General features: G+C 49.1%; 11 protein-coding genes. 6 read left to right on the top strand and 5 right to left on the bottom strand.

All coding sequences use genetic code 11. The annotated features are described in order from the left end of the window. Positions 1-189 precede the first annotated feature (189 nt). Complete coding sequence (locus tag IXB50_RS01965; RefSeq protein ID WP_215607258.1) at positions 190-2,076, top strand: alpha/beta hydrolase; 1,887 nt, start codon at positions 190-192, stop codon at positions 2,074-2,076. 26 nt (positions 2,077-2,102) lie between these two features. Here the strand turns inward: IXB50_RS01965 and IXB50_RS01960 are convergent, their stop codons facing one another. Both IXB50_RS01960 and IXB50_RS01955 read right to left on the bottom strand, forming a co-directional pair. Further along, positions 2,103-3,632, bottom strand: a complete 1,530-nt coding sequence (locus IXB50_RS01960; RefSeq protein ID WP_215607257.1) for a phytoene desaturase family protein — start codon at positions 3,630-3,632, stop codon at positions 2,103-2,105. Between the two features lie 19 nt (positions 3,633-3,651). Then, entirely contained in the window at positions 3,652-4,092 is a 441-nt protein-coding gene (locus IXB50_RS01955; protein ID WP_215607256.1) for a hypothetical protein, read from the bottom strand. A gap of 196 nt (positions 4,093-4,288) precedes the next feature. Here IXB50_RS01955 and IXB50_RS01950 point away from each other — a divergent pair, with 196 nt between their 5' ends. Further along, positions 4,289-5,029, top strand: a complete 741-nt coding sequence (locus IXB50_RS01950; protein WP_215607255.1) for an HAD family hydrolase — start codon at positions 4,289-4,291, stop codon at positions 5,027-5,029. A 67-nt stretch (positions 5,030-5,096) separates the two neighbouring features. Beyond that, on the top strand, positions 5,097-6,020 hold the full coding sequence (gene thyD, locus IXB50_RS01945) for a thylakoid membrane protein ThyD (RefSeq protein WP_215607421.1): 924 nt from the start codon (positions 5,097-5,099) through the stop codon (positions 6,018-6,020). An 87-nt stretch (positions 6,021-6,107) separates the two neighbouring features. Here thyD and IXB50_RS01940 read toward each other — a convergent pair whose 3' ends face one another. Further along, positions 6,108-6,680 (bottom strand): thioredoxin family protein, encoded by a 573-nt coding sequence (locus IXB50_RS01940; RefSeq protein ID WP_215607254.1) that lies wholly within the window; start codon positions 6,678-6,680, stop codon positions 6,108-6,110. 53 nt (positions 6,681-6,733) lie between these two features. Between IXB50_RS01940 and IXB50_RS01935 the strand changes: the two genes are divergently transcribed. Both IXB50_RS01935 and IXB50_RS01930 read left to right on the top strand, forming a co-directional pair. After that, entirely contained in the window at positions 6,734-7,138 is a 405-nt protein-coding gene (locus tag IXB50_RS01935) for an NIL domain-containing protein (protein ID WP_215607253.1), read from the top strand. An 11-nt stretch (positions 7,139-7,149) separates the two neighbouring features. Beyond that, complete coding sequence (locus IXB50_RS01930) at positions 7,150-7,629, top strand: hypothetical protein (RefSeq protein ID WP_215607252.1); 480 nt, start codon at positions 7,150-7,152, stop codon at positions 7,627-7,629. A gap of 937 nt (positions 7,630-8,566) precedes the next feature. Here IXB50_RS01930 and IXB50_RS01925 read toward each other — a convergent pair. Beyond that, entirely contained in the window at positions 8,567-9,469 is a 903-nt protein-coding gene (locus tag IXB50_RS01925) for an alpha/beta fold hydrolase (protein ID WP_215607251.1), read from the bottom strand. Positions 9,470-10,017: 548 nt separating this feature from the next. Beyond that, positions 10,018-11,814, bottom strand: coding sequence for a translational GTPase TypA (typA, locus tag IXB50_RS01920; RefSeq protein WP_215607250.1), 1,797 nt, complete (start codon positions 11,812-11,814; stop codon positions 10,018-10,020). Between the two features lie 889 nt (positions 11,815-12,703). On the opposite strand from typA, the gene IXB50_RS01915 reads away from it, so the two are divergent. Continuing rightward, positions 12,704-13,057, top strand: a complete 354-nt coding sequence (locus IXB50_RS01915) for a DUF760 domain-containing protein (RefSeq protein ID WP_215607249.1) — start codon at positions 12,704-12,706, stop codon at positions 13,055-13,057. The last annotated feature ends 79 nt before the right edge of the window (positions 13,058-13,136 follow it).

The raw sequence follows: 13,136 nt of genomic DNA, 5'->3' as shown, positions 1-13,136 counted from the left end.
AACGTTAATGAGTTAGAGTTGTGAGTTTTGCATCAAGTCCTGTCAGTTCGCTACATTAGCAACCGGTACTATCGAATTTTGATTGCTATGTTAGGTATGATCTGACGATTTTTCAGCTGGCTTGAGGGTTTTGTTTCCTTGGTGAGAAGCTTACTTTCAAATCGTCCGTTTATCTACGTCTGTTCAACCATGATCCATTCTGCTTGTGTGGTGACTCAATCGCCTCAACTTGCCGCCTCGTTGCCGAATACAAACGGTTTGAAATTGAGGCACTTGAGTCGTCGATGGCGGTCAGTCTTATGGGCTGGTGCTATGGCTTTGGGGATGGCATTCAGCTTGCCAGTGCAGGCTGCAGAGCGAATCAATATTCAAATAGGGCCGATCAAACAGACCATCTATGTCAGCGATCTTGAAGAATTTGCTCAAACAGGTCAAGTTCCTGCTCGTCTCAGTCTTTATCAGGCACTATTGACTCCTGAGATTCAGACAATGCTCAATAACCGGGTTGCCCTTGATCCGGCCATGGCTGATCGGATGGTAGCCGATATTTTGGCATCGCCTAATGGGGAGCTATTGCTGGATTCTTTAGCCCGTGTTGCTCCTGGTCTTTCAGTGGAGCAGATCCGCTCAGCGATTGGTTTGGCTGCTAAACAAGCCAATGGGTTAAACATGCTGGGGGTGTTACGTGCTGTTCCCCAGGAAACTTTGGATGTTGATTTGACAGCGGCACTAGCGCTGGTGTCGCAGCTCAATTTATCCCGGTTAGAAGGGGATGCTTTGAGCACGGTACTAGAACAAGAACTGTTGGTTAGCGATGAAATAGAGCTGCCTGATGATGTGGATCCTACGGCTGTTGGGTCGATGAGTGTGATTCAGCGCTCGTTTAAATTTGTGGATCGTGAGCGCGATCGGGTAATTCCACTAGATGTGTATGTACCAGATGGGGAGACAGCAGAAGAGGCTCCCTTGGTGGTTCTTTCCCATGGATTTGCGGCCGATCGGCGTTTTTTGACCTATGTCGGTGAGCACTTGGCATCCTATGGATTTACGGTGGTTGCCGTGGAGCATGTGGGCAGTAACGTTGAGGCGTTAAATAATATTCCTTTGGATCCAGCGGCGGTTGAGAAGCCTAGCCGTATTTTGCCAGCGAGTGAGTTTCTAGACCGTCCTCGCGATGTGTCCTATGTACTTGACCGTTTGGAGTGGATGGAGCAAGTTTCACCCATGCTAGCGGGCAAATTTGACCCTGAACGTGTGGTGTTAATTGGTCATTCTTTAGGCGGATATACTGGGTTTGCGTTGGCAGGTGCACAGCTCGATTTGTCGGCATTGCCTCCTTTTTGTGACAGTCTGACGCCTGTAGGGCTCTCCCCAGCAGATTGGCTGCAATGTGCTGCTGTAGATCTGCCAGTAGTAACGGCTGATCTGAGTGATGATCGCATTGTCCAGGTGATTGCGATGAATCCTTTAGTAGGTCGATTATTTGGCCGCAAAGGTTTGAAGGAGATAACGGTGCCCAGCATTATTTTGACTGGGACTAAAGATGGTGTGACGCCAACATTGGCTCAGCAACTAGGACCGTTTAATCAACTCAGTGGACCGGATCATCATTTAATCGCTGTGATTGGGGGGACTCACCTCAGTGTGGGTGATCCTGCCAATGTGAATGAATCGCTCACGCAAATTCCGTTTATGCCGGAACTCTCGGGGGAGCAAACGGTGAGGCTGCGTCAATATCTGAAGGCCCTATCCCTCAGTGTGGTGCAGCAGCAAACTGAGCAAGCAGAGACCTATCGTGTCTTTTTGCGACCAGCCTATGCCCAAGAATTTTCGACAGCAACTCTGCCTCTACGGATGACTCAAACATTGCCCGATAGCGTTCAGAGCTGGTTGAGAACTGTCTCCCCTGAACATGCCCGTGCTGAAGGAGAAACGTTTCGTTCTTGGGCACATTTGAGTACTTTTGACGTTCGCCAGTCCATTGGCAATGCCCATCGTCGGATGATGGCGTTTTTACGCCAAGAACAGGTGTCGATTACGGTGCTCTATTGGCCGATGGGATTACCTTGGATTTAGAATGTAGGGCATTACATGTAACGCTCCTACATCTTTGGGGATTTTTTGGGGGTTAAATCTAACAACGCTGCCGATTCTCTTGGGCTGACGAGGCTATTGGCGCAGAGGATGCCAGAGGCGGCAACAGCTGGGACACCGATACCAGGTAGGGTGCTGTCTCCGACGCGATAGAGACCTCTGATCGGAGTTTGGCAGCCTGGGAATAAGCCTTTTCCAGCGGGGATGGCGGGTCCGTAGGTACCTTGGTAACGACGGAGGAATCGTTGGTGGGTGAGGGGGGTGCCGATCAGTTTGAGGGTGATGCGATCGCAAATATCTGGTATTACTTTTTGCAATGCATGGAGCAGCGGCTCAGACTTAGCTTCTTTTTGGGTTTCATAGTCTGTATCTCTCTGCCAGCCATCATAGGGTTCTAATGTGTAGGCATGCACTACGTGATGTCCGTCAGGTGCAAGGGACGGATCTAGCACTGACGGAATGGAAATCATACAGGTATTGCCAGGTTTGGTAATGTCTTGAGCTGTGTCATGAACTACCACGTGGTGAATTGTTAAATTCTCCAGACCTTCAGCTCGGATACCCAAATGTAGGTGCATAAAACTATCAACGGCAGTCGTTTCTAGAGCCTTTTGTCGATATTGTGCAGGCAAATCGGCTTCGTCGAGCAGATGATTATAGGTATCCCACAGGGTGGCATTGGAAATAACCTTGTCGGCTCGAATCTGTGTACCGTTTTTGAGCATGACCCCTTGAACCTGGTTATGCTCAACCCAGATTTTGTCCACATGGGTGCCTAGGCGGAGTTTTCCTCCCCAGCGTTTGAGGCCACGTATTAGGGCGTCTACGATGGCCCCACTACCGCCGATGGGATAATCGATCACTGATTCGGCCCGCTCACCAAACATAAAGGCCATTTCAGGAGCCACAGTTTCATGGGCTTTCATGCCGGAGAGCAAAAAACACTCTAAATCAATGAGCCGTCGTAGCCATGGATCTTGCACCGTTTCATCAACAAAGTCTCCCATGGATCGCCCTAACCCCGGTAGCTGTGGGAGTAGCTGCACCATAGCTTTTGGGAAGCGTTTTAGTAATAAAGGAAATAGCCAGCCATCCGCTCTGAGGGCTAGGGTCGGAATGGACCCCAGAGGACGATAGATGGCCAGCATTTTTTTTGTGAGCCTCTTCAGCTCTATCGCTGCTTGAGGACTGACTTGAGCTAGAGATGCCTGGTAGCGTTCGGCACTGCCATAAATGGCCAGTGTTTTGTCAGGAAAGTGGTAGTGCCCCAGCGGGTCATAGGTTACTGCCTGGATCGATTCTCCTAAGACATTAATGACCTCTCGCAGGGGATTACAGGAATTGGGATCTGCCAACCCACAATAAAAAGATGGCCCTGAGTCAAAGGTAAACCCTTGCCGCTTAAAGGAATGGGCTGCACCACCAGGCAGTGTATGACTTTCACACACCAAGACGCGCCGACCGTAGCGGGCGAGTAAACCAGCGGCCACGAGACCACCTATACCGCTGCCAATGACTACGACGTCATATGATTCCATTAAAAATTCACAACTCTCCCTAGCGAATCAAAACCTGCTCGATTTCTGGCAGATAATCACGCACGGCGATTTCTTCTTCGGGATGAATATCTTTGAGCTGATTAATACGCCAGTGGGTAGATTGCTCAATCTCCTGAGCTTCATGTAGGAGACGCAGATATTCATCTGTGGCTTCGGGCTGGTTGCTGATTTGGTTGAGTCGCTGGGTGATGGCCTCACGCTCTCGCCCACAGTGATCTTTGGCCGCTTGGATTTGAGCTGCAGCACCACCGGATTTGACGACGGCATAGATGTCCATCAGCCGCTGATACTTATCTAAGTAATTGGAATCAACATCTTTGACTACAGGGTTGCTAAGTACATCTCCCGAATTGGCGCGACGTTTACGTCGCTGCCACCACTGTAGGATAACGGGAATGGATGTTTCACTGAGGAGGCTTTTTTTGGAAAGCAGATGCATAGTTACGAACCTAATGGACTAACTAGGAGTTTGGTCGCTTATTCTCAAGAGGGTAATATTTAATACTAAGGCGTTATTGGCACACTTGGTGTCTTATCTACGTACATTTCACGAATGTTTGCTTGGCTTAGTTAGAGTGCCGACTATCCCTTTCGAAGGTGGCTGGTCAAGATCTCTAATCTCGTAATTTGGCACAATGCTCAAAGCAGTCTTCTTTGGTTTTCACGGTGTCGTGATCAATGACGATGCGATTCATCCGCAGCTCATTGCTCAGCTTTTGTTGGCTGAAAATTTGCGGTTTGACCCAGATGAATATAGGGAGATGTATTTGGGGCGTAGCGATCGCGCTCGGCTGACGGCAATTTTGCAGGCACGAGGTCGCTTTGTGCGCGATGAGTATTTAGATAGGATGTTACGTAAGAAGGCCGAGGGGTACAGTGCATGGTTGAGATCGCAAGCTAAGCTTGCCCTCTATCCAGGTCTGAATGATCTGCTCTATCGAATTCGTGCTAAACAATACACCACAGCCATTGTGACGGGTGCTCAGCGAGCTGATGTGGAACAGGTGTTGACCATGGCTAAGCTGACCGATCAGTTTTCTCTGGTGGTATCAGCGAGCGATATGTCAGTCTCAGCGAGTAAACCTGCTCCCGCTAGCTATTTGGCGGCCATTGATCAGCTTAACCTACGTGATCCAGCCCTAGGGCTCACCCCGCAAAACTGTCTGGCGATTGAATCATGCTTTGCCGGGATCAAAGCTGCTAAAGCCGCTGGCATTCCTGTTGTGGGTGTGGCTCAAATCTATCCATATCATATGATTCAGCGCTGTGGAACTTGGGCGGTGGACTACTTAAACGAAATTGATTTTGATTGGATTGCTCCAAGGTTTGAACCGGGTTCGAATACCGCTACCATTACAGGAGGGGCAGAATCCTAGTGATGACAGTGATTTACGCCATGATAGAAAAGCCAGCCGTGTAGCCGATCCAGGGGAGTAGTTGATGATAAAAGTGGCAGTAACTGGAGCAACCGGATTTGTTGGATCACGTTTAGTTCAGCGACTTCATGATGCAGGCCATCGGATCAAAGTATTTGCCCGTAACCCTGAGCGGGCTAGAAAAGTTTTTCCAGAATCTGCGTTTAAACAGGTGGAGATTGTCGGCTATACACCCCAACAGTCTGGTGATTGGCAATCAGAAATTTCGGGCTGTGATGGGGTGATCAATCTGGCTGGTGAGCCGATTTCAGAGCGTTGGACCCCTGAGCGTAAGCAAGAAATCATGAACAGTCGCGTGATCGGTACTGAAAAGCTAGTGGAAGCCATCGGTAAAGCCGCAGAAAAACCCAAGGTATTGGTGAGTGCGTCTGCCATTGGATTTTATGGCACTAGCGAAACGGCTGAATTTTATGAGACCAGCGAACCGCTGCAGCAGGATTTTCTTGCCCAGGTGTGCCATTCATGGGAAAAGGCGGCGGATAAGGTGACATCCTATGGGATCCGCTTGGTGACGATCCGGATTGGCATTGTTTTGGGCATGGGAGGTGCGATCGCAAAAATGCTCACTCCCTTTCGTCTCTATGCCGGTGGACCCATTGGTAGTGGGCAGCAATGGTTTTCCTGGGTCCACCGCGATGACCTGGTCAGTCTATTTTTGCAAGGTCTGACCGATGAGAATATGTCTGGTGTTTACAATGGCACCGCACCGCACCCTGTGCGTATGGCTGAGCTCTGCGACACCCTGGGTAAAGTTATGAATCGTCCCTCATGGCTGCCCGTCCCTGATTTTGTCATTGAGACCCTCCTGGGCGATGGTGCTGTGGTTGTGCTCGAAGGTCAGAAAGTATTACCAGAGCGCACCCAATCCACTGGATTTTCCTATGCCTATCCCAAAGTAGAACCAGCGCTGCGGGAAATTGTAGTTGAATAGTTGCCACCACTAACTTCAAAGCACCGCTAGTGGTGGCGAGCTGGAGATAGATAGCGCTACTCCTGTTTCAGCAGCTGAGGTCGCTTCTTATTGCACTACCTGAGCTCCATGGCTACGAGGATCGTCTGGCGCTCCTGATGCTTCAAGTGCTGTTTCAACGTCTGATGTTTGGCCTTCAGCCTGAGCGTACGGAAGTTTTTCTCCAGCTACAAGGGCCGTCAGGTTGTCTGCTAGAACAGCCCGAGGAATTTCTCCCATGGCTGCCCCAGCATCATTGCCTGATTGATCAAGAAAGGCAAAGTGAGGAATACCATCAACGCGGTAGTGGAGCATCTCTGGCAGCCATTTGCTATTATCCACATTCAGCATGACGAAGTTTACATCTTGCTGATACTCATGCTTAAGCTGTTGCAAGTCACCGGCCATAGCCTGACAGCTCGTACACCAGTTGGCATAAAACTCAACCAGTGTTGGTTTACCGTTAGTAATTGCCTGATTTAATGGCACAGATGCTTCTGCCATGTCCGATAAAGAGGCAGATGGTGTGCGGGTTTGTAGACCCAAAACAACAGCCACACTCAGGACGACGGCAACAGTTACCACTACAAAATTTCGTAATCGTTGAGCCAGTCCTTCAGATTCGGAGGAGTTAACCGACATAGAATAAAAAAGCGCTCACGGCGTCATTACAGCATCTTCTTCAGTCTAACGGAATGAAAAAGCGCGTTACCCTAACATTTCCAAAACAGACAGTGAATATGCCCATTACCTACCGGTTAGCCAAGGATTTTAATGTGGCAGCAAATATTATTCGGGCACAGGTAGCACCGAATCAAGTAGGCAAAGGGGTCATCGAGCTATCAGGCGATATCGATCAGCTAGATGAGGCGATTGACTGGATGCGCAACCAAGGGATCGATGTTTCCTTATCTAGTCGTGAGATCCTAATCGATGAAGACCTTTGTGTGCACTGCGGTCTATGTACCGGTGTGTGTCCGACCGGTGCATTACGCCTTGACCCAGACAGCTTCAAGCTAGTCTTTAATCGAGTTCAGTGTATTGTCTGTGAGCAGTGTATTCCTACCTGCCCGGTCCAGGCGATTTCTACCAACCTTTGAGGGCAACAATGATGAAAAACTTGCCCTGGTTATCATCACTGCTTTTATTGCTTGCCTATATGGGGTTTGGAGCCTTCTTGCATTCTCGCCATAGTTCAGACCTGATTTGGGGGTTTGCGTTGGTATATGCCGTGTTTGAGGCAGCTCTGCTGACCATTATGTGGAAACCCCTACGCGACTTTTTCTTGCTAGGATTTCAGTCTGATGTTGGCTATACGGTGATGGCACTAGTGGTCGCATCCTTGGCTGTTGTAGTCGTGTCCTGGATTCAGATTTTTATTTACTTTTTAGTAATGCTAGCTGCGGCATTGCTGCTGCGGGTGGACTTATTGATCCGTGATACTGGGAACAGTTTGGCATTTGTCACAATCCTTTGCTTATCGCTCATGGGCTTAGGTCTGAGCCGTCTCACCACAGAGTTGCTCGCCACAGGGCTGATGATGACTCACTTTGCTGAAACTCAGGCAGTGATTGGATTATGGACACTCTAGAAATCGGCATAAGCCAAATCGCTTAGAGCTTTTTTTGAGCGATTCTAATGACAGCACAAGCGTTTAACTGTTGCCCCTACCTCGTGAGCCATTGAGTGTTCGCGGGGTACTTTTTTATTTAAAGGTAACGTTTGAATCAGCTGCTCAGCAATGCGATTTCACTTATCCAATGATTGGGCTTGTTTTAAAGAGTCTGTTGTGATTCACTCACGACGCGTCAATGATGGTCGTTATCTTCATGTCATAAGATGAGTACGACACTAAACTATTCAACCCATATTGACTTAATGCAGCCTTAGACGGAGTTATGGACACTCCAGGAAGCGGCACAAAACTGAGGATTTCGTCGTTTATTTACGCGATTCTAATGACAGCACAAGCGTTTAACTGTTGCCCCTACCTCGTGAGCCATTGAGTGTTCGCGGGGTACTTTTTTATTTAAATTAAGGCTTGGCGCATATAAACCTTGTCCATGTCCAGAACTGGAGTTTTACCGTGGGAGAAACTACAGGTTTCAACTTGGACGTGGTATTAGTTTCGCAATATCAGTGATTGTTAGAACCTGCAGAGAGCAGCAGCGATGTGTAGTGCATCGCTGATTAATGAATTCATTAAAGACTATATTGTGATTGAGTTACGGACGGTCTAGAAATCGACACAGAGTCAGGCGTTTAACTGTTGATTTAAGCGATTCTGTTGATAGCACAAGCGTTTAACTGTTGCCCCTACCCTGTGATTCACATCTGTGTTTCCAGGGTACTTTTTTTGGCCGTTGCTGCTTTCAAGCATAGGCTGATCCTCAAGTAGTGCACTCAGTCACAACCTTACAGATGAGACCATAGTTTGGAGCAGTAACGCCCTGTTGGCGCTGGAAGGTGAAAGCGGAGAGGCGTATAACGCCTATCATTTGTACAAGGGGAAGCGGCTCAGCCACGTCTTATTGGACTAAGCTGGTTGCCGCCTTCCTTTGCACCCATTCGGTGATTAATGGATTCACCAGTTCGGGTGCTTCATCCTGGGGGCAATGGCCCACTCCTTCGAGTGGTATGAATTGTTCGACGACTTTATATTCACTGAGTTCCCGACCTAGTTCAATTGGCTCCCACGGGTCTGCATTTCCCCACAGCATTAGCACTGGACAGGTGAGTTGGGGAAGCAAATCTTCGGGGAGCGGTCCTTGGGAATAGCTGATAAAGGCGACGAATACATCTACGGCTGCTGGGTCACGAGCAGGGGCTAAGAGGAGTTCGATGAGTTCATCGGTCACTGCTTCCTTGCGACCGTAGGCTTGGCGTAGGATATTTTTGAGGGTTTTGGGTTTGGCTAATTGCGAGAAAAAGAAATTGCCGATGGGCTTGTAGTTGAGGATAGCCTGGATCAGTGGCGTGGGAGCGCTACGGTACCAGGGGAGAGTGGCTCGTTTGCGATCGTGGAGTAGGCGTAGGGAGCAGTCAAGGACAACCAGTCCGTGGACTTGGTTCGGTGCCATCGTCGCAGCTTGCATGGCAACGATGCAGCCGATGGAGTTGCCTACGAGAAAGGTGGGTTCGCCGATGATGTCTTGGCAGAAATCGATAACTTGCTGACCCCAGGTTTCGAAGGTGTAGTGGAAGGGGGTACCGGGAGCTGGTTTGGCGGATTGGCCATAGCCGATGAGGTCAATGGCATAGACGCGGTGGGTATGGCCGAGGTCAGTGAGATTTTTGCGCCAGTGATCGCTGTGGGCACCAAAGCCGTGGATGAGGAGGAGGGGCGGGCCTTGGGTACCTGAAGTTTGGTAGCGGATGGGAAAGCCTTGCCATGTCCAGAAGCGAGTTTGGATGGATATAGATTGGGACATAGGGAGTAAGGCTGAGTACTTGATAAATAAGAATATTATTCCTAACTGGATTATTGAGCAAAGCCATAGCACTTTGATTTGGTGCGTTACGCTTCGCTAACAGCACCCTACATCAATACTTTATTGGTTGCTCGGCCAAAGTCTGTTGTGATCGCTCGGCATCAATCTCGGTGGCCTGTTGTCCCTGTCCTGACAAGCAGTAATCATCTCTATAGTCGATAGAGCCTCATCAGCTGACTTATCATATTGCCCATCAAACAGCTACCTCAAATTATTGAAGATCATCGTAACCAGGGACGTCGGGCAATTCGCCAAGCCATACGGCGATGGGTGAAAGCGCAAAAATCCTAAGTTGTGTGACACAACAAAGCCCCAATGGCTTTCACCATCAGGACTCTTAAAAAGACAGTGTTCAATTAAGGAGCCTTGCAACAGTCACAGTCCTCTGGTTGCATGATTTGGGTAGATGAGTGAATGCGCCTTTCCCAAGCACCCATCTACCCATCTACCCCCAAAACCAGGAACCCTATTGCTTCCCACCTAATCCATTAACGCTTTTTGGCCAGCTTCTTCTTGGGCATCTTGCGCAGACGAATGGACTCTGGAGTTACCTCAACCATCTCATCCGATGCAATATACTCCAGCGCTCGTTCTAACCCCATTTCTTGGGGTGTTTGCAACTGCACTAGCTCATCACCACTAGCTGCCCGGTGGTTAGTGAGTTGCTTTGCCTTACAGATATTCAGCTCCAGATCCTGGGGGCGATTATTCTCCCCAACGATCATGCCCTTATACACCTTGGTACCAGGCTCAATAAAGAAGATGCCTCGATCCTCAGCATTCTTCATGGCATAGAAGGTAGAGACGCCTTCTTCAAAGGCGATCAGCACACCGTTACGACGAGCACCCACATCTCCAGACATAGGGCGATAGTCTAAGAAACTGTGGTTCATGATGCCTTCACCGCGAGTTTGACGCATAAACTCACCTCGAAAGCCAATCAGACCACGGGCAGGAACCACAAACTCAAGCTGGGCACGACCATTGCCGTCCATCATCATGTCCTGCATTTCACCGCGACGCTGACCCAGACGTTCCATACAGCCACCTACGGCATCTTCGGGCACGTCCATTACTAACTGCTCATAGGGCTCACAGGGCTGCCCGTTCACTTCCCGAAAAATTACCTGAGGCTGAGAGACCTGAAACTCATACCCCTCACGACGCATGGTTTCAATCAAAATACCCAGGTGAAGCTCACCACGACCCGAGACACCAAAGCGGTCGGGAGAATCAGTTTCCTCAACACGTAGAGCTACGTTAGTTTCTAATTCGCGCATGAGGCGATCTCGAATCTGACGAGAGGTAACGAACTTACCTTCTTTACCGGCAAAGGGAGAATCATTGACGGCAAAGGTCATCTGCAGTGTTGGCTCATCTACCTTAATGAGCGGCAATGCTTGAGGATTCTCAGGAGATGTCAGGGTTTCACCAATGTTGGCATCAGCAAAACCAGCTACTGCAACAATGTTGCCAGCCGTTGCTTCGTCAATATCGGTGCGCTGTAGGCCTTCAAAACCCATCAGCTTCGAAATTTTAGATTTGACGATTTTGCCGTCTTCTTTGACCAGAGCAATCTGTTCACCAGCACGGATAGTACCGTTATGGACCTTACCGATGACGATCCGACCCAAATACTCGGAGTAAGCCAGGGTGGTCACCTGTAGCTGCAAGGGCTTCTCAGAATCACCAACGGGCGGTGGCACATGGTGCAAAATTCCCTCAAACAGAGGCTGCATATCCTTATCTTCGTCTTCTAACTCATTCTTGGCATAGCCAGCCAGGCCCGAGGCAAATAGATAAGGGAAGTCGCACTGGTCATCATCAGCGCCCAGCTCAATAAACAAATCCAGCACCTTATCCACCGCCCCCATAGGCTCTGCCCGAGGCCGGTCAATCTTATTTACGACCACGATGGGGCGTAGACCTTTTTCTAGAGCTTTCTTTAATACAAAGCGAGTCTGGGGCATCGGCCCTTCGTTCGCATCCACAATCAGGATGCAGCCGTCTACCATACCCAAGACGCGTTCCACCTCGCCACCAAAATCGGCGTGGCCAGGCGTGTCAATAATATTGATCAGCGTGTCTTTGTAGTGAACTGCTGTGTTCTTGGAAAGAATGGTGATACCGCGTTCACGCTCCAAATCATTGGAGTCCATGACACAGGTGGGAACGTCTTCGCCTTCCCGGAAAATACCGGATTGTTGAAGCAGAGAATCGACCAGAGTTGTTTTGCCATGGTCGACGTGAGCGATGATGGCAACGTTACGGATGGGAAGGCTCATTGGATTGGAACTTCCAGAACTAGCAGCAGTAAGAAATGTTTCGTAAAAAACCTTAACAATTGTAGCTTAGATACCTAAGATCTCAGGCAAAGCTTGGTAACTGATCAGCTGATATATATTCGGCTGGGGGTCAGCAATTGCTTCACAACGACATCTGTCAATTCAGGGAATATACCCATGCTAGCTTCAGAATAATATAGCTAGACCGTTAACCAGAGCTTCATCCATGGCATCATCCATACTTCTAAAGTCAAGCTATTGTGCCCTGATGAAGGCATTTAATATGGTTGCTGCTAGCCCCACCATTCAATTCTCTGGTAACAAAATATAAGGCTTTGTCTGTGATGTGGGCATCGACTTGCAGCCAGGAAAGAGCATATGTTTCAGTCTGGTCCGTTATATTTTCAGCTCATGACTAAACGACCATCAATCAGTTGATCAATGCTGTGGGGTTCGATAACTGGGAGCTATGGCCATGGTCGTTATCGGTAATGGACTACACGTTGCTGAGGCTTTAGTTGACCTGTAGACCGTCGAACGACAGACCGTCGCTGTCGGCGATGGTGAAGCTACTGTTGTTGTCGTTTTGCGGACAATACAGCTGCTGGAGGCTAGGGTTTCTGGATTGACGAGATTGTCGGGGAGTTCGGTAAGACTGTCTTCAATAAAACTGATACCGGTGAGAGATAGGGTGCCAGGGGTGAGACGTCCTGTCGCGTTAATATAGACTTGATCGTTATGGTCGAATATCTCTCCTTCAACAGCGAGGATTCCCTACCTCTCAGTTCGGTTCTGCCCACTACGAGAACTCAGGCAGGTTTGTTAAATTAGCATTACAGCGGCAAACGACCCGACAGCCGCTACCAGCCACGTTTCGAGTGAGGTAATGATGACTAATCAATCGAACAACAGTACAAATTCAGACTCTGGGTTTATGGGTGGAGCTGCTGTACAGGGTAATTCTCTAATGCAGTATGTTCAGTCAATGGAACCAGAGACGATTGCTCAGCTATCGCGCCCTGTGTCAGGGGATGTGATGCAGGCAATGGAGCATAATATCATCGGTATGTTGGGCGGTCTGCCAACGGATGGTTTTGATGTTTCTGTGACCACCAGTCGTGAAAATTTAGGCCGCTTGCTGGCTTCGGCCATGATGGGAGGTTATTTCTTGAAGGGAGCTGAGCAGCGCCTGGCAATGGAAGCCTCTCTCTTGGGCAGCTTTGGAGCTGATGTTCAGGAGTAGTGGGTAATTTCCCTGCCAGATAGAGCATGCTATAAGCACCTACCCATGGCAGGATCAAAGCGGTGATAGTAACGAGCTG

Origin of the sequence: Leptothoe spongobia TAU-MAC 1115 (genome assembly GCF_018739885.1) — a bacterium.
Classification (GTDB): Bacteria; Cyanobacteriota; Cyanobacteriia; order Phormidesmidales; family Phormidesmidaceae; genus Leptothoe; species Leptothoe spongobia.
Note: the sequence above shows the minus strand (reverse complement) of the source record. Positions and strands in the feature narration are given on the sequence as shown.

Bases quoted from the DNA above. Each gene is read 5' to 3' on its own strand.
- IXB50_RS01960 (WP_215607257.1), bottom strand. From the start codon at position 3,632: ATGGAATCATATGACGTCGTAGTCATTGGCAGCGGTATAGGTGGTCTC.
- typA (WP_215607250.1), bottom strand. From the start codon at position 11,814: ATGAGCCTTCCCATCCGTAACGTTGCCATCATCGCTCACGTCGACCAT.
- IXB50_RS01935 (WP_215607253.1), top strand. From the start codon at position 6,734: ATGAAAAAGCGCGTTACCCTAACATTTCCAAAACAGACAGTGAATATG.
- IXB50_RS01940 (WP_215607254.1), bottom strand. From the start codon at position 6,680: ATGTCGGTTAACTCCTCCGAATCTGAAGGACTGGCTCAACGATTACGA.
- IXB50_RS01925 (WP_215607251.1), bottom strand. From the start codon at position 9,469: ATGTCCCAATCTATATCCATCCAAACTCGCTTCTGGACATGGCAAGGC.
- IXB50_RS01915 (WP_215607249.1), top strand. From the start codon at position 12,704: ATGACTAATCAATCGAACAACAGTACAAATTCAGACTCTGGGTTTATG.
- IXB50_RS01930 (WP_215607252.1), top strand. From the start codon at position 7,150: ATGAAAAACTTGCCCTGGTTATCATCACTGCTTTTATTGCTTGCCTAT.
- IXB50_RS01955 (WP_215607256.1), bottom strand. From the start codon at position 4,092: ATGCATCTGCTTTCCAAAAAAAGCCTCCTCAGTGAAACATCCATTCCC.
- IXB50_RS01950 (WP_215607255.1), top strand. From the start codon at position 4,289: ATGCTCAAAGCAGTCTTCTTTGGTTTTCACGGTGTCGTGATCAATGAC.
- IXB50_RS01965 (WP_215607258.1), top strand. From the start codon at position 190: ATGATCCATTCTGCTTGTGTGGTGACTCAATCGCCTCAACTTGCCGCC.